Origin of the sequence: Bdellovibrio sp. BCCA (genome assembly GCF_037996825.1) — a bacterium.
Lineage (GTDB): Bacteria > Bdellovibrionota > Bdellovibrionia > Bdellovibrionales > Bdellovibrionaceae > Bdellovibrio.
In genome coordinates, this window is the sequence record NZ_JBBNAC010000001.1 from 754,435 (window position 1) to 771,165 (window position 16,731).

The window sequence follows — 16,731 nt, forward strand, 5'->3', positions numbered from 1 at the left end:
GCAATTAGGAGGATTCGATGTTTCTTCAAGGCGATTTGCAAATAGTGTTTGATGCACTCTACTCAGTGGGCGCTATCGACCCTGTTTTGAAATTGGATTGGGCCGAAGTGACTAAAGAGATGATGTCCCAACCGCAAATCGTCAGCGATGCGTTTCAAATGATCAACGCGTGCAAAGGAAACAAAGATCTTCTTATTCAAAAGCTCCACATGATGGATCCAAGATCCGTGAATTATATCGCTATGGAGGTTGCGCGTGAGTTCTGCGAATTTCAAGATCGTACAGAGTTGCACTAAGATTGCGTTGTTGCTTCTTCTTGCGGCTCCGTCGGCTCAAGCCCTCGAAGTCGACTTCTCTCGTCGCCAAGTGGATTTCAGCCGTGTGAAAAACGAAGATCGACTTCCTGCGAGCATTAAAGAAGATCAGTCCGATATTATTTTGAGCAAGGTGTTTGAGGCGGTCGAGCCGACTCAAGACATCGTGATCATGAATACCGACAAGGGCTTTGTCCCGGATACGGTTCGCCTTAAAAAGGGCAGCAACTACCGTATTCACGTCGTGAATGTGAACGGCAAAGAAAAGAACGTGAGCTTCGTGCTGGACGCTTTCTCTGAGCACCACAACACGGTTTTCGGTGAGCAAAAAACTTTTTATGTAACTCCTAAAACAGATGGAATTTTCTCTTATCAATGCCCTGAAACAGCAGTGCAGGGAAAATTCATTATTTATTCTGATGTAGGAAACTCTGACAGAAAACCTGCTTCCAACTAATTCTGGAGAAGTGCGCCCATGTCGAACTCGGATGTTTTCAAACAGACCATTCAGCAGAATCTAGGTCCTGTTTTGAAGTACCTCGATGACAAAGGCGTCTCCGAAATCCTCGTCAACGGCCACAAAGAAATTTTCGTCGAAAGAAAAGGTAAACTCGAAAGAGTTCCGGAGTCTTTTCCCTCGGAAGATGATTTGCGTGCAGCGGTCAACAGTATCGCTCAAAGTGTCGGTCGTCGTATCGACGATGAATCGCCACGCTTGGATGCGCGTCTTCCCGATGGTTCCCGTATCGCAGCGGTGATTCCACCGATGTCGCGCAAGGGGACGACGTTATCCATTCGTAAATTTACCAATAACAAAATCACTTTTGCCGATTATATTAAATTCGGTGCGATCACGGAAGATGGTGCAAGATTCTTGGACATCTGCATGTTCCTGGGAAAAAACATCATCGTGTCCGGTGGTACGGGTTCAGGTAAGACGACTTTGCTTTCACTTCTTTGCACGCGCATTCCAAAAGGTCAGCGTGTGATGGTGATCGAGGACTCTTCGGAGCTTCAAGTGGATTACGAACACGTTGTGATGTTTGAAACTCGCCAGGCCGATCAAATGGGTAAGGGCGAGGTATCGATCAAAGATCTTTTAAAAAGTGCTCTTCGTCTTCGTCCAGACCGCATCATCGTCGGTGAGGTTCGTTCGAGCGAAGCCATGGAACTTTTGAACGCCATGAACACAGGTCACAAAGGTTGTATGGGTACGGTGCATGCGAACACCCCTGAAGACGCCATCGTGCGTTTGGAAGCCTTGGCTCAAGGTGGTGATGCGAAGATCAGTGAAAAAGCTTTGCGCTCGCAAGTCGTCTCCGCGATTGAAATCATCATTCAAGTATCGCGTTTCTCTGACGGCTCTAGAAAAATCTCCCATATCAGCGAAATCCGCGGATTCAATCCGGATGGCTCCTACAACGTCGTGCCTATTTTCGAAATGTCACGAATGACTCGCCGTCCCGACGGAACTTTGGAAGGTCGACTTCAAGCCACAGGCAACATCCCGTTGTTCATGGACGAAATCATCGACAACAACCTCCCATTCCCCAAAAGCAAATTTAACAAGCCCCAAGCCGCTTAAAAGGTGCCTGCTTCTTTTTTCGGTCCACGTCGCGTCATCAGAATGACGCAGTGTAGACCCAAAAAAGAAGCAGGCACCTTTTAAGGTGTTTATTGCAGAGGGAAATTACGCTAAGACTTCTTCGTGCACTTTAGTTGTAAAATATCAAACGCAGTCTTGAATATTTTAGAGGAGCAGGGGGAAGACCTCACGCCTCTTTATGAGCAGACTCACCTTCCGGTGGAGTTGCTCCGTGACCCGTCGTATTGGATTAGTGCTCCGGATATGGAGGGCTTTTTACAACTCACTTTGCGTCTTCCGCTCAAGCGCGATGGAAATATTTTGCAGCGAGCAGGTCACGATGGACCGACGCTTCGTTCGTGGGGCGTGCTTGATAGCGTTCTGCGCATGATGCCTCGTCCGCAAGAGATCTTCAATCAGCCGGAACAATTCCTTTCGTATTTCATTTCTCCGAAACCGCCGATTGAAAATCTTCGTCGTGATGAAGTGAGCATTTCATTTGATCTGCCATTGCCGGCAGAGCAGTACCCACTTGTGACGATGTATTTGAAAGCCGCGTTTGAGTCTTTGCCTGTGTACGTGGGACAGCCTCCTGCGATTTGCGATTGGCAAGGAATTACGATCAAGCTCAATTGGTCGACTCAGCAAAATACGATCTTCAGTGAAAACGTCGGTCATCAAGTCAGCCCGGCACTTTTCCAAAGCTTGATTGAAGATTTGCAGAGAACTCAACGTGAGCGTGAAGACTTGCAAAAGTACGTGGGCGATCTTGAAGAAAGAATCCGCGACTTTGAAAAACTAAAACTTAAAGAGACGGCTCAGGTTGAAGTTGAAATTGAATCCAGCAAAAAACCATCTTTGCTTCCGCAAGAAGGCTCACTCGCGCATTTGAGTTTTGATAGTGAATCTCCAGCGTATGTGCTCAATCAAAACTTGGCTCGCATGCATGACTACATGGTGCGTGCTCAGCAGTTGATTACGATGCTTGTGGCGCAAGGAAAAATGACTCCGGCAGTGAAAGAGGCGATGAGACGCGTGGATTGGGAACACGTGAAGACTCAATATCCGCGCACTGTTTTTGAGAGCATGGAATTAGTTAAAAAAGTAAATAAACAAAACACCGAGAACAAGAAAGAAGGAACTCCTCATGTCTGAAATCATCAGCGTCGTATCTCGTGAAATCTTGGACAGCCGTGGAAATCCAACGGTTGAAGTTGAAGTGACAACAGCCGATGGCAATATGGGCCGCGCCGCTGTACCGTCTGGTGCTTCAACAGGTGCTCACGAAGCTTGTGAGCTTCGTGACGGTGATAAAAATCGTTTCTTGGGTAAAGGCGTCTACAAAGCCGTTGATAACGTTCGTGAAAAAATCGCTCCAGAAATTTTGGGCCTGCAAGTGACGGAGCAAGTTTACATCGACAAAGTTCTTCGCGAAATCGATGGTACTGAAAACAAATCAAACTTGGGCGCGAATGCGATCTTGGGTGTGTCTTTGGCTGTGGCAAAAGCAGCAGCGGCCGATTCAAAACTTCCTCTTTACCGTTACGTCGGTGGTTCACAAGCTTGCCGTTTGCCGGTTCCATTGATGAACGTTTTGAATGGCGGAGCGCACGCGGACAACGGTCTTGATATTCAGGAATTCATGATTGTACCAACAGTGAATAACTCTTATGCGGAATCTCTTCGCGCAGGAACTGAGATCTTCCACACGTTGAAAAAAATCTTGAACAAAAAAGGTCTTTCAACGGGCGTGGGTGACGAAGGTGGTTTTGCCCCGAAGTTGACTTCAAACCAAGAAGCTTTGGACCTTTTGATGAACGCGATTGTTGATGCGGGTTATGATCCAGGTCAAAACGTGTTCTTGGCGTTGGATGTTGCTGCAACAGAAATGTTCAAAGACGGAAAATACGAATGGCAAGGCGGCCATATTTCTGGCACAGAGCTTTTGGGTATCTATAAATCTTGGACTGAAAAATATCCTCTTGTTTCTATCGAAGATGGTTTCTCTGAAGACGATTGGGATTCATGGGTGAAAGCAACAAGCGAACTTGGTTCTACGGTTCAACTTGTCGGCGATGATCTTTTCGTAACAAATCCAAAACGTTTGCGCATGGGCCTTGAGAAAAAAGCGGGGAATGCGCTGTTGGTAAAAGTAAACCAAATCGGAACTTTGACTGAAACGTTTGAAGCCGTGAACTTGGCGCAAAGAAACAAATACCGCACAATCATGTCTCATCGCTCTGGCGAAACAGAAGACGTGACGATCGCGGATTTGGCTGTGGCACTCAACTGCCATCAAATCAAAACAGGAAGCTTGTGCCGTGGCGAGCGTACGGCGAAGTACAACCAACTTCTTCGTATCGAAGAAGACTTGGGTGGCATGGGAATGTACTGGGACAAAGCGGCTTTCCGCTAATTGTTTCTGAGTAAAAGAATTCCAACGAAAAAGGCGATCTATCACAGATCGCCTTTTTTATTTTTCAGTCTTTGCAAAATTATTTAATGCCTAACTTCGTCTGAATACGTGCACCGTAATCGGGATCACATTTCGCAAAATGTTTTATATTTTTAAGCTGCAACTCCACAGGTAAGCCTTTCATTGTGCCTGCGATATTGCTTGTTAAACGATCCTTTTCGGCTTCAGTAAGAATACGATACAAGTTTCCAGCTTGAGTGAAGTCGTCATTGTCTTTGTGGGAATCATAACGATCCACGGCACCACTTAAAGCCAAAGGTGGTTCACGGAAGCGTGACTCTTGAACAGGGCCATTGAACCCATTTGGTTCATAGCTGTCCTGTCTTCCGCCATTGCCATCAAAGCGCATGCTGCCATCACGGTGATAGCTATTCACCGGAGCTTGCGGACGATTCACAGGCAGAGCTTGATAATTCACTCCCAAGCGATAGCGATGTGCATCGGGATAGGCGAACAGTCGTCCTTGCAACATTTTGTCAGGAGAAAATCCAATTCCTGGCGGCACGTTGCTTGGAGAAAACGCGGCTTGTTCAACTTCCGCAAAATAGTTTTCAGGATTGCGGTTGAGTTCCAAGATTCCAACGTCAATTAATGGAAAATCTTTATGTGGCCAGACCTTCGTAAGATCAAACGGATCAAAAGAAGTTTGTTCTGCCTGGCGCTCGGTCATGATTTGCACTTTCAAGGCCCAACGCGGAAATTCTTTTCTCTCGATCGCTTCAAAAAGATCACGTCCCGCATAATCAGGATCTTTCCCGGCAAGCTCGGTCGCTTTTTCCACGGAAAGATTTTTAATCCCTTGCAGAGATTTAAAATGAAACTTCACCCACACGCGCTCATTATTGGCGTTAATCAAACTAAACGTGTGACTGCCGTAACCATTCATAAAACGATAACCATCAGGAATTCCTCGGTCACTAAAGAGGATCGTAATCTGATGAAGAGCTTCAGGAGCCTTCGACCAATAATCCCACATGCGGAAAGGATTTTTATATCCCGTTTGCGGATCACGTTTTTGTGAGTGAATAAAATCCGGAAACTTTAAAGGATCGCGCTCAAAAAACACCGGCGTATTATTTCCCACCAAATCCCAGTTGCCTTCTTCAGTATAAAACCTCAAAGCAAAGCCACGAGGATCACGTTCTGTGTCGGCCGACCCTTTTTCACCCGCAACAGTAGAAAAGCGCAAAAACACATCGGTCTTCTTACCCATTTTTGAAAACACAGAAGCCTTCGTGTAACGACTGATATCGTGAGTGACAGTGAAAGTTCCATAAGCTCCGGACCCTTTCGCATGCACCACGCGCTCAGGAATGCGCTCACGATTAAAGTGCGCCAGTTTTTCAATCAAATGATAATCCTGAATCAAAACCGGTCCACGAGGCCCCGCCGTCTGCGAGTGTTGATTTTCAGAAACCGGAATACCCGCTGAAGTAGTTAGTGTTTTAGTACTCATGTTGTAGTTCTCCTTTAAAAGGTGTCAAAATTCGAAACCAAGCTTTCAAACGACGAAACGTTTTAGATTTCCGCGATTGCGGAAAAGAGCGAGTCAGTAAGCGAACCATAGACTCCCGCCCAAAAGCCTCCGCATACATAAGAGCAGTTTGATTGTTATTATTCTTAGCAAGAGGATCAGCACCAGCAGCTAAAAGAAGACGAGCAATCTCATCATGACCTTTAAACGCAACACCCATCAAAATAGTGCTGCCACCCAAATCACGAGAATTCACATCAGCCCCATAACGAATCAACTGAGGAACAAGAAGAAGGTGCCCATTGTAGGCAGCCAGCATCAACAAAGAATGCCCTTTATGATTCTTAAGATTAGGATCTCCACCCTGAGCCAAATAAAAAATAACTCTCTCTACATTCCCATCCCGAACAAACCCAAAAACCTCAGGCTCAACCGAAACCGTCCGCAAATAATCAGCCCACTTCCTCATAAGACCTCCAAGTCACATAAGTAAGATCGGCGATTTAAGAACATAAATCGAATCGATAGTTTATATAAACGATATAGATTTAAACTATATGGCGGAAAGCTCTGCTGAAAGAGCCCAGGGCACCTCCCAAAAGCGCAAGCCAGAAAACCACGCAAAAGAAACACGAGATCCCGCAAACCCTGTGCACCATTTGTTCCTAATTTGTTTCTTACCGTGAAAAAGCCAATCAAGACTTCCGTCTCGTAGCCACGGACCAGAAACCAAAGTTAGACTAACAAATATGTCGTACACAAAGTTCGCAGTAGGTCTCCGTCGTTTCTTAAATCATCCGGGTCGGGTGGCGGGCGTTTGCATGATCGTCTTCTCCGTCTCTATCGTTCTCAACGGAAACGTCTTCCGTCTGTGGGGCTTGCATCGAGATATGGATCGCATTAACGCAGAGATTCAGCAGACTCGCGAAAACATTGCGTCTCTTTCGGGACAGCTTAAGCAGGCCAAAGATCCAGCCTTTATCGAACGTCAGGCTCGCGATAAATTAGATCTGGCCGGTGAACACGACCTTGTCTTTGTTTTCCCTGAACAATAGTCCATAACCCATCGCATAAAAGCGTGCTAGTTGGATATAATACAACTAGTATTCTGACTCTATTCGCCACTACTTTATGAAGTGAATTTAGGGGTTTATATGGTTGATAATCATTCATTGGACTGGAACAAAGAAGCTCTTCGCGCTCTACGCCTTCGCATGGGTTGGAGCAGATCAGATCTCGCTCGCAGACTTCATTGTTCTTCTGAAGAAGTCGACTCTTGGGAAGAAGGAATTTCCAATATCGAAGCCAATATCAAAAACGAACTGGAGCTGATTCTTCGCCAAGCGGAAGAGTGCTGTGATGAAGTGATGTACACTCCCGCGGCAGAAAATGAGTGTGCTAAGCAAGCTCTCGCACAAATTGATTTTTCACGCGTCAAACTAGACTTAGAGTAATCGACAACAAAGCTCTCCCAGTGTTAGGAATATGTTTTTGCACTGGGAGACAATATGAAAAAACTCTATCTCGTGGACGTCAGTGCCATGTTTTTCCGAGCGTATTACGCAATTCGCTCTTTGACGGCTCCATCGGGTTTACCTGTCAACGCCATCTACGGATTTTTATCGATGATGATCAAGCTTCTCAAAGAAGAGAAGCCTGAGTACCTAGTTTTTTGCTACGATCGTAAAGAGCCTTCATTCCGCAAAGATTTATACGACGGCTACAAAGCCCATCGCAATGAGATGCCGGAAGACTTGGCCAAACAAGTTCCTTACATCAAAAAAATCGCTGAACTTTTGGGAGTGCCTTCTTACGAAGTCGCGGGTTTTGAAGCCGACGACATCATTGGTTCACTGACGAAGTGGGGCCGCCATCACGACATGGAAGTTTTCATCGTGAGCGGTGATAAAGACTTCGGGCAGTTGATCAACAAGCACGTGTGGCTCTACGACACCATGAAAGACGTGCGCTACGACGCTCAAGGCGTTTTCGAAAAATGGGGCATCTATCCTGAGCAATTTATCGACTATCTTTCTATTGTAGGCGACGCCTCTGATAACGTGCCCGGAGTTAAAGGTATTGGTGAAAAGGGTGCGATCAAACTTCTCGAGCAATTTAAAACGCTCGAAAATATTTACGAGAATATCGACAAGGTTGAGAGCAAAAGCGTTCGTGAAAAACTGATCGCTTCTAAAGACAATGCCTTCTTGTCAAAAAAACTAGTCACGATTTCCACGGATGTTCCTGTTTCCGATGACTATAACAGCTACAGATTGACGCCGTTGCATACAGAAGAATTGCGCGCGCTTTTGCACGAGCTGAACTTTAAATCATTCGAAAAAAGTTTATTCGGAGCCACGACTCCAGACGTAGCCGCTCCTGTTAAAAAAACAGTGGATATGCCAGCTGTCGGAGTTCCAGAAGGAGAGATTCAGCCGACTCTGGTAATTGCAAAAGACGATAAAGAATTCCAAGAAAGAACAATCACAACGAAAGAACTCGCTGCTGTTTTAAAAGAAAATCAAGTGCTTTGGGGTTTCTCGGATACACGGGGTGTGTTTGTTGGAACTGAACAAGAACTTTTTGAAGTTTCCGATTTTGAATACCTTGGAAAACTCACAGACACATTCCACATTCGTTGGAGCGGATTTGACCTAAAAACTTTCTGGCATAAAATCGGCGCCAAAGATCCGATCGCGGGATGGGATTCTCAGCTTGCAGCTTACGTGCTGAAAGCCGGTGATGCCGCAGACTTTGGCAAGATGTATACGAAGTACATGTTAGAAACTTTGCCGGACCTAGCTCCGCCCTCGGCTCTTTACAATGCACATAGAAATTTCGCAGCGACATTGTCAGGACGACTGAAGTCTCTTCACGGAGAAAAAGTTTACCAAGAGTTAGAGCTTCCTTTGGAGCGCGTTCTTCTTTCTATGGAACGCTGGGGAATTCGTATTGACAAAGATCTTTTGGCGAAACAAAGCGCAGAGCTTGAAACTGAAATCGCTGCTCTTGAAAAACAAATCCACTCTGAAGCCGGAGAGGCTTTCAATGTTGGAAGTCCTAAGCAGTTGGGTGTTATTCTGTTTGAAAAACTGAAACTACCCGCAGGTAAGAAAACAAAAACGGGTTATTCGACGGGAGAAGAAGTTCTTACAGAACTTGACCATCCTATTGCAAAACTGGTTTTGAAATGGCGTGAACTTTCTAAGCTCAAGTCTACTTACGTTGATGCCTTACCTGAAATGATCAATCCTAAAGATGAGCGTGTGCATACAAGATTTAATCAGGCGCTCACGATGACGGGACGCCTTTCAAGTACAGATCCGAACCTACAGAATATTCCAATTCGTACGGCTCGCGGTCAGCAAGTTCGCCAGGCTTTTGTGGCGGCTCCAAGAATGAAATTATTGTCGGTGGACTATTCACAGATCGAGCTTCGTATCTTGGCACATATTTCAGAAGATCCAAATTTGATCAAAGCCTTCCAAGAAGATTTGGATATTCACTCTGCCACGGCTGCGGAAATCTATGGCCTGCCTTTGACAGAAGTCACTTCAGAGCTTCGTCGTTCTGCAAAGGCGGTGAACTTCGGTATTGCGTACGGACAAGGGGCTTTCGGTCTTGCGGAAAATTTGGGAATTTCCCGATCCGAAGCCAAAGATATTATTGATCGTTATTTCGCGCGCTTTAAAAACGTGCGTGACTACATCGAAAGCACAATCAAAACGGCTCACGAGCAAGGTTATGTAGAAACATTGTTTGGTCGTCGCCGTTACATCGAAGAACTTCAGTCTAAAAACATGATGCTGAAAAAATTCGGAGAGCGTGCTGCGATCAATGCGCCTATTCAGGGAACTGCGAGTGATCTGGTGAAAAAGGCCATGATCGAAGTTTACGAAAAAGTTCCAGTGCGTATGCTTTTACAAGTGCATGACGAATTGATTTTTGAAGGAACGGAAGAAGACTTGAATAAGCACACTCCAGAGCTTGTTTCCATAATGGAAAACGTCACTCAGTTGAAAGTGCCTTTGAAAGTAAATTACGCCATCGGAAACAACTGGGATGAGGCCCATTAATCGCGAAGTTCACAGTTTGTGAACTTTTGATTTATTCCTCATCGTAACGAAAATATTTGTTATAAAAAGGGCTTCGCAAGAGGCCCTTTTTCTTTATATTCATTCTGGCAACCGTCTTTTCAGGCACAGCCATTGCTATTTTCCCGTATGAACTTAAACCTTAGAAGGAAATAGTTATGAAATTTTTAAATAAAACTCTTTTAGGAATGGTCGCAGTAACGCTCGGCTTGGTTTCTTTTGCGAAGGCCGCTGAAATCGTCTGTGTAGGAACGGATGGTGTTGGTGAAAACTTTGCATTGCAACTGAAGTTGGAAAAAGGCATTCGCACGGCGAGTGGCGTTTTGAAAGCCAAAACAAACAAAGGCATTAAGGTTATTAGCAAGAAGGCAGGACTAGCGGACCTCTATGGCAAGGAACCTGACTGGGAGACATTGCGATTCGACCGCGATCTTTATGTTGAATCTGATGAAGTATTTATGAACCTCTCAAAAGTTGCCCGTCAAAAATACGAAGGTGAACTGTGTGGCCAGCATAACAACGCCACGATTGGCGGCGTGCAATTCACATCGAATGATTGCTTGAACATCAGTTGTCGATCAAAGGGATTAAGCTCGTTAAGACAATAAAAAAGGCGGCCTTGCGGTCGCCCTTTTTCTTATTCTGTTTCCCAACCGACAACTCTTCCGCCTTCAAAGTACACATAGCGTGTTTCTTTGCGGAAGCCTTGAGAGGTGGAAACCTGCCGCTGGTATTTCCAGCGCTCGTTTTTGTAAATCGGATTTCCCGAAACTTCGACTCCCATAGGCTCACCCCAAGAACGTCGAACGTAATCTTGTGGCATACCCACGGCGATATCCTGGGTTTCAATCAAATTTTTCATCTCTTCTTGGGGAGCTTGAGATCTCGACCAGATGTTATTGCGGTTGATCCATTGTTGGCGTCCCTCGATGGAAGGAATGGACAAAAAGCTGACTTTTTCAGAATCATTTTTAAGCCAAGGAAGGATCTTGGAATACTGTTCTCTTTCTTTTTTAGAACTGAGAGAGCGCTCCAACTGGCGAAGCTGTTGACGAGTTCTAATCTCTTCAAGGTCCTCAGAGTTTAAAGACGCCGGATCTTTTCCAAGTTCATAGGCTGTTTGACGTGTCTGACGGTCATAGCCGGTATTACGATCTTTTTGTTCCACATAAGGAATGCCTTCTTGGTATCCACTTCCGGCAGATCTTTGAAATTGCGCGCACCCTAATGTCGATAAAGCAACCAAAACAAACGGAAAAAAGGCTTTCATCAAACTCTCCCTAAGTATCCATCCTAGCCGATGGAGTCTCGTTTATAAATTGTTCTTGCGACGTATTTGGTTCTTTTCTTACAATCGTCTTGGGGAGATCAGCTTGGTAGACAACGAAAGTACGACCAAAGTAGAGGATGAAAAAAAGGACGGAGCGCCAGAGGCGGAATCTGAAGAGCTTCTCTCGCTTGAATCCTTGGACTCTATCATCGCCGATGCAGACCCGGAGTTTTCGCAAGCTTTGAATGAGATCGGCCCCGATGATCCCACGAATGTTGAAATCTACAATGAAGGCCTTGAATTAGAATACACCTTGGCCGACGAAGTGAAACTTTGGAAGACAACGCCTGGATATCGTCAGAAGCTTGTTAAGGTTTTTCCGTTTCTTCCTGCCATTTCCTTCAAAATAAAAATGAAGCGCACGGCGTTTCGTTTAAGCTGGGCGAAGTGGAAAGAACAAGCGATTTATAGAATTAAAAATGCCGGTCCATTATTGCTTGCATGGTTGAAAAATCAGCTTAAAAAAATAAAGACCGGATTGAATGCTGCGCTTGCAGTCTTTAAAGCTTTCTCGACAATTAAAAAAATCGCTTTTGTGGGATTGGTTGTGGTAACCGGGCTCGTCAGTTTTGTCTTATATAAAATGGCGACAAAAGGTCTGCTTCCTCCCGAAGAAGATCTTTTTATTTCTTCGATGGCCGATTGGTCTCAGCACAAAAATCAGTACGATCCGAAAACGGAAACAGAATCTTTTTACGAGTCCACGCGCACCTCGCAGAATATTCTCCTGATGAAAAAGATGACGGCGAACTTGCGCCGATCTGCAGAGTCGGGCCCGAATCCCATGGGAGCTTTTGAATTTTACGTGGAAGGCACGGCCTCTGAAGTCGTTGTCGAAATCAAAGACCGTGAACCTGAAATGGAAGATCTTTTCCTGCGGACGATCGAAGAGATGACCTTCGATCAGCTATCCACAGGGGAGGGGAAAAAACTTCTTTGTGATAAGTTGCGCAAAGAAGTGAATAAGGTTCTGACAAAAGGTTATGTCAGAAGAATTTTTATTAAGACGGCGATTATTAAGCCTTAGAAGCTGCTTCAGCATGCGCGCCCCAGCGCTTCGGCACTGCCCGCTACCGCGGCGTTAAACCTTAAATTGCGAAATGTCGATGTCGTAGTATTTCAAACGGTCGTGCAAGGTGCTCTTCGGCATTCCTAAATCTTGCGCTGTTCTTCTTTGATTTCCTCTGTTAGCAGTCAGTCTTTTAATAATCATCTGCTTTTCAATTTCTTTGATCACAGGAATGTCGTTCACGACTTTTTCATCGCTCTTAAGCAAAGTTTTATCGATCAATTTTTCCACGTGAGACTCTAAAATCTGTTCGCGCGGATAAAGAGCGGCCGCCCGGCTCACAAGATTTTTAAGTTCACGAATATTTCCCGGCCATGGATGTTTTTTAAGTCTTGCAATCGCACCGAATGAAAAACGCACTCTCATTTTGCGCGCAAAACCATACAGAAGTTCTTCGAAATCCTCCATACGATAAGTCAAAGCGGGAGGAGACACCGTGATGACATTCAAACGGAAGTAAAGGTCCGAACGGAAAGCACCTTCTTTGATTTTATCGCTTAAGTTTTGATGAGTGGCTGCGATGATTCGCACATCCGTTTTGATATTGCGATCAGCACCCACAGGACGAATTTCATTGTTTTCCAGAGCGCGCAGAAGTTTGGCCTGCAGGCTGTAGGAAAGATCCCCGATTTCGTCGAGGAACAATGTGCCGCCACGCGCGGCTTCGAAAGCTCCTTTACGGTCATTTATGGCTCCGGTGAAGCTTCCTTTAATATGACCGAAGAGTTCACTCTCAATCAGAGTTTCACTTAAAGCGCTGCAGTTCACACTGACAAACGGACCGCGCTCACGCTCACTGGTTTCATGAAGTTTTTGAGCGATGATATCTTTACCTGTTCCGGAAGGACCTAGAATTAAAACAGGGAATTCAGTTTTGGCGACGTTGGCCAGAGTTTGCAACTCTTCATTCCAGACGTCGTTACGGCTTTTCATAGGAAAGGCGCCGTCTTGCTTTTGTTGTTCAAGGAAAATCATTTCGTGATGGCCGATGCGGATGATGTCGCCATCTTGTAAGTAGGCTTCCATAATACGGGCGTCGTTAACATAGGTTCCACCGGCGGAACGCAGATCACGAATCAAATAAGCGCTCTCTTTTTTTTCAATGCGAGCGTGGCGATCGGAGACCTCGGTGGTGTCGAGCTGAAGCTGACATTGAGTGTCTTTTCCGAGGGTCATAAAGTCGGTAAGGGGAAGAGTTCTCGTGTTTTCATTTAAAATTTTAAGGTGGGGTTGCTGCATAAATGCCTCCTGTTATGGCAACTCCTCACTTCAAGAGCTTTGCCTCGCTTAAATCGAATTAAACGGGGTTTCGCGGGTTTCGACTCACCTTATTATTGGCTGAAGGACTAGCTTCTCAGAATTGAGAAAAGGGGTGAGCTCTGGTACCTTAAATCATGCCTAAGACGATTCAATTCATCAAAAGTGCCGTTCTGGCAAAAGATTATCCCGTAAGTAGAAAAGCTGAAGTTGCCATCGCCGGACGCTCCAACGCCGGAAAGTCATCTTTCATCAACGCTCTTGCGAAAAACAAAGTTGCCAAAGTGAGTTCGACGCCGGGGAAAACCCGTCTTTTGAATTTCTTTGATATGGAAGATTCTTATAACTTGGTTGACATGCCTGGTTACGGATTTGCTGCGCGTTCAGGCGACGAAATGAAAGAATGGCACATGATGATTGAGACTTATCTCATGACTCGTGAAAACCTGTGCGGACTTCTTTTGATCATGGATATTCGCCGTGCGTGGACTCAAGACGAAGAGCTTCTTAAGGAGTTTTCTGATCGTCGTGGATTTCCGATGGCCGTCGTGCTGACTAAGGCCGACAAACTTTCTCGCAGCCAAATGTTGCAAGCGGTGGCGAAAATCAAAAAAACATCGGGCTTAAGTGCCGTGTTTCCGGTTTCTTCTTTGAAAAAAGAAGGACAGAACGCGGTTGAAGACTACATGTATGAAAATTGGGTGAAAGATTTATGAAGATTGTCGGAGTGATTCCCGCTCGCTATGGTTCAACTCGTTTTCCTGGAAAACCGCTGGTGAATCTGAAAGGCCGTCCCCTGATTCAGTGGACGATCGAGGGTGCGAAGAAGTCCCGTCTTTTGAATGACCTTATTGTTGCGACTGACGATGAAAGAATCAAAGCAGCGGCGGAAGCCGTTGGCGCGAAAGTCGTCATGACTGCAAGTGAACTTCCTACGGGCAGTGATCGTATTCATGCCGCTATCAAAGATATTTCCTGTGATGTTGTTGTTAATATTCAAGGAGATGAACCTTTAGTGACGGGCGAGTTGATTGATCGCTTGGCGCAAGTCTTTGTGAATGAACCGACAATGGATATGGCGACGTTGGCTCATCCAATCAGTGAAGAAGAACTGCAATCTCCGAATGCTGTTAAAGTTGTGATGAATCACAAAGATGAAGCTTTGTATTTCAGTCGCTATGCGATTCCGTATTCTCGTAGCAAGGCTTCCGAGATGGGCACTTACGAGGGGTGCCTTAAGCATATCGGCATGTATGCTTATTCGAAAATTTTTTTAAAAGAGTTCTGTGAAGCGCCCCCGGCTCTCATTGAGAAAGCAGAGAGCTTGGAGCAACTCAGAGCTTTGTATTTAGGTGCAAAAATCAAAGTAATCAGAGTCAAGGAAGCAAGTCTCGGGGTGGATACTCCCGAAGATTTGGTACGACTCGAAAAACTCTTAAGTCAACAGGGGATGTAATGGCGAAGAGAAAGACAGCAACAAAGAAAACAACGAAGGTCTCGACAGCGAAGTCGACACGTAAAGCGTTGAAACAAAAATTTATCTTTGTCACGGGGGGCGTTGTATCCTCCATTGGAAAAGGTCTGACGGCGGCAAGTCTTGGAGCTTTGCTCGAAGCGCGCGGTCACCGTGTGACAATCATGAAGTTTGATCCTTATTTGAACGTCGATCCGGGAACGATGTCTCCGTTTCAGCACGGTGAAGTGTATGTGACGGAAGATGGCGCGGAGACGGATTTGGATTTGGGTCACTACGAAAGATTCACGTCAGCGATCATGAATCGCTCTAATTCTGTATCAACAGGTCAAATCTATGACACTGTTTTGGCACGTGAACGTCGCGGGGATTATTTGGGCGGAACGGTTCAAGTCATTCCTCATATCACTGAAGAAATCAAAGCTCGTATCTATGAAGCCGCTCAAGGCAGCGAAATCATTTTAGTTGAGATCGGTGGAACTGTCGGGGATATCGAGAGTCAGCCATTTCTCGAAGCCATTCGCCAGATGCGCTTGGATGTAGGACAAGAGAATTCGGTGTTGTTGCATGTGACGTATGTTCCGTACATTGCAGCTGCCGGGGAGTTAAAATCAAAACCAACCCAGCACTCGGTGAAAGAACTTCGTGAAATCGGTTTGCAGCCGGATTTCCTTGTTTGCCGCAGTGAAAAAGTCATTGATGAAAATTTGAAAGCAAAGATTGGTTTGTTCTGTTCAGTGAAGACAGAAAACGTCATCGCAGCCCAAGACAGTCGTTTTATTTATGAAGTGCCATTGGCATTGCATAGAGAAAAATTGGATGAATTGATCGTGGCGCGTCTTGGAATTGCTCCAGGTAAAAAACTGGATCTTAAAGGGTGGCAAAACCTGGTGAAGGTTTTGAGTAATCCGGCTCACACAGTGAAAATCGGTGTCGTGGGTAAATACGTGGACTTGAAAGAATCTTACAAGTCTTTGCATGAATCCTTGGTTCATGGCGGGATTGCCAACAATGCCCGTGTTGAAATCATCTATGTGGATTCTGAAAAGGTGACGGACAAAACAGTTCATCAGCTTTTAGGAAAAGTGGATGGCATTCTTGTGCCCGGTGGTTTTGGAACTCGCGGTGTGGAAGGAAAAATCACGGCGATTAAATATGCTCGTGAAAAAAGAGTTCCTTTCTTTGGAATCTGTTTTGGGATGCAATTGTCAGCCATTGAGTTTGCTCGCAACGTGTGTGGCATTAAAGATGCGACCAGCCGTGAATTCCATGCGGAAAACAAACGCAGTGGAAACTTTGTTATCGATTCGATGGTAGAGCAAAGAGGAATCGTCAACAAAGGTGGAACGATGCGCTTAGGGGCTTTCCCTTGTGCGTTGGCTTCAGGCACTCGCGCGCATCAGGTGTACAAGGCGTCTTCGATTATGGAACGTCATCGTCACCGTTTTGAATTTAATAATAAATATAAAGCACTGTTTGAAAAAAATGGCATGGTGGCTTCGGGAATCTGTAAAGAGCGTGATCTTGTTGAGATCGTCGAACTTCCAGATCACCCGTGGTTTATTGGTGTGCAATTCCATCCGGAATTTAAGTCTAAGCCGTTAGCTCCACATCCACTCTTCGTGCATTTTGTAAAAGCCGGATTGAAGAGAAAGTAG

General features: G+C 45.4%; 17 protein-coding genes. 13 read left to right on the forward strand and 4 right to left on the reverse strand.

Annotated features, from left to right (window positions below; genetic code table 11):
- Nucleotides 1-17 precede the first annotated feature (17 nt).
- The 5 genes from AAAA78_RS03770 to eno all read left to right on the forward strand — a co-directional run bounded on the left by AAAA78_RS03770 (nucleotide 18) and on the right by eno (nucleotide 4,315).
- Nucleotides 18-296 carry a cytochrome gene (locus tag AAAA78_RS03770; RefSeq protein ID WP_340590396.1) on the forward strand — a complete coding sequence of 93 codons (279 nt, stop codon included), beginning with the start codon at nucleotides 18-20 and terminating at the stop codon, nucleotides 294-296.
- Nucleotides 256-771, forward strand: a complete 516-nt coding sequence (locus AAAA78_RS03775; protein WP_340590397.1) for a cupredoxin domain-containing protein — start codon at nucleotides 256-258, stop codon at nucleotides 769-771. Before AAAA78_RS03770 ends, AAAA78_RS03775 begins: the two co-directional genes overlap by 41 nt.
- Nucleotides 772-789: 18 nt before the next feature.
- Nucleotides 790-1,899, forward strand: a complete 1,110-nt coding sequence (locus tag AAAA78_RS03780) for a CpaF family protein (protein WP_340590399.1) — start codon at nucleotides 790-792, stop codon at nucleotides 1,897-1,899.
- Between the two features lie 156 nt (nucleotides 1,900-2,055).
- On the forward strand, nucleotides 2,056-3,054 hold the full coding sequence (locus AAAA78_RS03785) for a hypothetical protein (RefSeq protein ID WP_340590400.1): 999 nt from the start codon (nucleotides 2,056-2,058) through the stop codon (nucleotides 3,052-3,054).
- On the forward strand, nucleotides 3,047-4,315 hold the full coding sequence (eno, locus tag AAAA78_RS03790) for a phosphopyruvate hydratase (protein ID WP_340590402.1): 1,269 nt from the start codon (nucleotides 3,047-3,049) through the stop codon (nucleotides 4,313-4,315). The genes AAAA78_RS03785 and eno overlap by 8 nt, the downstream gene beginning before the upstream one ends.
- A 79-nt stretch (nucleotides 4,316-4,394) precedes the next feature.
- Here the strand turns inward: eno and AAAA78_RS03795 are convergent, their stop codons facing one another.
- Together AAAA78_RS03795 and AAAA78_RS03800 are read right to left on the reverse strand one after the other, a co-directional pair.
- Nucleotides 4,395-5,831 carry a catalase gene (locus AAAA78_RS03795; protein WP_340590403.1) on the reverse strand — a complete coding sequence of 479 codons (1,437 nt, stop codon included), beginning with the start codon at nucleotides 5,829-5,831 and terminating at the stop codon, nucleotides 4,395-4,397.
- Nucleotides 5,821-6,318, reverse strand: coding sequence for an ankyrin repeat domain-containing protein (locus AAAA78_RS03800; protein WP_340590405.1), 498 nt, complete (start codon nucleotides 6,316-6,318; stop codon nucleotides 5,821-5,823). Before AAAA78_RS03800 ends, AAAA78_RS03795 begins: the two co-directional genes overlap by 11 nt.
- A gap of 280 nt (nucleotides 6,319-6,598) precedes the next feature.
- On the opposite strand from AAAA78_RS03800, the gene AAAA78_RS03805 reads away from it, so the two are divergent.
- From AAAA78_RS03805 to AAAA78_RS03820, 4 genes are all read left to right on the forward strand, one after another.
- Complete coding sequence (locus AAAA78_RS03805; RefSeq protein ID WP_340590406.1) at nucleotides 6,599-6,904, forward strand: septum formation initiator family protein; 306 nt, start codon at nucleotides 6,599-6,601, stop codon at nucleotides 6,902-6,904.
- Nucleotides 6,905-7,003: 99 nt separating this feature from the next.
- Nucleotides 7,004-7,303, forward strand: coding sequence for a helix-turn-helix domain-containing protein (locus tag AAAA78_RS03810; protein WP_340590407.1), 300 nt, complete (start codon nucleotides 7,004-7,006; stop codon nucleotides 7,301-7,303).
- 54 nt (nucleotides 7,304-7,357) lie between these two features.
- Nucleotides 7,358-9,925, forward strand: coding sequence for a DNA polymerase I (gene polA / locus AAAA78_RS03815; RefSeq protein ID WP_340590408.1), 2,568 nt, complete (start codon nucleotides 7,358-7,360; stop codon nucleotides 9,923-9,925).
- A gap of 176 nt (nucleotides 9,926-10,101) precedes the next feature.
- Nucleotides 10,102-10,551 (forward strand): hypothetical protein, encoded by a 450-nt coding sequence (locus AAAA78_RS03820; RefSeq protein ID WP_340590409.1) that lies wholly within the window; start codon nucleotides 10,102-10,104, stop codon nucleotides 10,549-10,551.
- 29 nt (nucleotides 10,552-10,580) lie between these two features.
- Here the strand turns inward: AAAA78_RS03820 and AAAA78_RS03825 are convergent, their stop codons facing one another.
- Nucleotides 10,581-11,213, reverse strand: a complete 633-nt coding sequence (locus tag AAAA78_RS03825; RefSeq protein WP_340590410.1) for a hypothetical protein — start codon at nucleotides 11,211-11,213, stop codon at nucleotides 10,581-10,583.
- Nucleotides 11,214-11,268: 55 nt separating this feature from the next.
- Here AAAA78_RS03825 and AAAA78_RS03830 point away from each other — a divergent pair, with 55 nt between their 5' ends.
- The gene (locus AAAA78_RS03830) at nucleotides 11,269-12,300 is read left to right on the forward strand and encodes a flagellar basal body-associated FliL family protein (RefSeq protein WP_340590411.1); all 1,032 of its coding nucleotides are present in this window, start codon (nucleotides 11,269-11,271) and stop codon (nucleotides 12,298-12,300) included.
- A gap of 54 nt (nucleotides 12,301-12,354) precedes the next feature.
- On the opposite strand, the gene AAAA78_RS03835 is transcribed toward AAAA78_RS03830, so the two are convergent.
- On the reverse strand, nucleotides 12,355-13,581 hold the full coding sequence (locus AAAA78_RS03835) for a sigma 54-interacting transcriptional regulator (RefSeq protein ID WP_340590412.1): 1,227 nt from the start codon (nucleotides 13,579-13,581) through the stop codon (nucleotides 12,355-12,357).
- A 155-nt stretch (nucleotides 13,582-13,736) separates the two neighbouring features.
- Between AAAA78_RS03835 and yihA the strand changes: the two genes are divergently transcribed.
- The 3 genes from yihA (at nucleotide 13,737) to AAAA78_RS03850 (ending at nucleotide 16,731) form a co-directional block, all read left to right on the forward strand.
- Entirely contained in the window at nucleotides 13,737-14,315 is a 579-nt protein-coding gene (yihA, locus tag AAAA78_RS03840) for a ribosome biogenesis GTP-binding protein YihA/YsxC (protein ID WP_340590413.1), read from the forward strand.
- Nucleotides 14,312-15,055: a 3-deoxy-manno-octulosonate cytidylyltransferase gene (kdsB, locus tag AAAA78_RS03845; RefSeq protein ID WP_340590414.1), complete on the forward strand. Its 744-nt coding sequence runs from the start codon at nucleotides 14,312-14,314 to the stop codon at nucleotides 15,053-15,055. The genes yihA and kdsB overlap by 4 nt, the downstream gene beginning before the upstream one ends.
- A 68-nt stretch (nucleotides 15,056-15,123) precedes the next feature.
- On the forward strand, nucleotides 15,124-16,731 hold the full coding sequence (locus AAAA78_RS03850) for a CTP synthase (protein WP_367276378.1): 1,608 nt from the start codon (nucleotides 15,124-15,126) through the stop codon (nucleotides 16,729-16,731).

Coding starts and splice junctions, on each gene's coding strand:
- AAAA78_RS03780 (WP_340590399.1), top strand. CDS start 790: ATGTCGAACTCGGATGTTTTCAAACAGACCATTCAGCAGAATCTAGGT.
- polA (WP_340590408.1), top strand. CDS start 7,358: ATGAAAAAACTCTATCTCGTGGACGTCAGTGCCATGTTTTTCCGAGCG.
- AAAA78_RS03770 (WP_340590396.1), top strand. CDS start 18: ATGTTTCTTCAAGGCGATTTGCAAATAGTGTTTGATGCACTCTACTCA.
- eno (WP_340590402.1), top strand. CDS start 3,047: ATGTCTGAAATCATCAGCGTCGTATCTCGTGAAATCTTGGACAGCCGT.
- AAAA78_RS03805 (WP_340590406.1), top strand. CDS start 6,599: ATGTCGTACACAAAGTTCGCAGTAGGTCTCCGTCGTTTCTTAAATCAT.
- AAAA78_RS03795 (WP_340590403.1), bottom strand. CDS start 5,831: ATGAGTACTAAAACACTAACTACTTCAGCGGGTATTCCGGTTTCTGAA.
- AAAA78_RS03835 (WP_340590412.1), bottom strand. CDS start 13,581: ATGCAGCAACCCCACCTTAAAATTTTAAATGAAAACACGAGAACTCTT.
- kdsB (WP_340590414.1), top strand. CDS start 14,312: ATGAAGATTGTCGGAGTGATTCCCGCTCGCTATGGTTCAACTCGTTTT.
- AAAA78_RS03820 (WP_340590409.1), top strand. CDS start 10,102: ATGAAATTTTTAAATAAAACTCTTTTAGGAATGGTCGCAGTAACGCTC.
- AAAA78_RS03800 (WP_340590405.1), bottom strand. CDS start 6,318: ATGAGGAAGTGGGCTGATTATTTGCGGACGGTTTCGGTTGAGCCTGAG.
- yihA (WP_340590413.1), top strand. CDS start 13,737: ATGCCTAAGACGATTCAATTCATCAAAAGTGCCGTTCTGGCAAAAGAT.
- AAAA78_RS03810 (WP_340590407.1), top strand. CDS start 7,004: ATGGTTGATAATCATTCATTGGACTGGAACAAAGAAGCTCTTCGCGCT.
- AAAA78_RS03825 (WP_340590410.1), bottom strand. CDS start 11,213: ATGAAAGCCTTTTTTCCGTTTGTTTTGGTTGCTTTATCGACATTAGGG.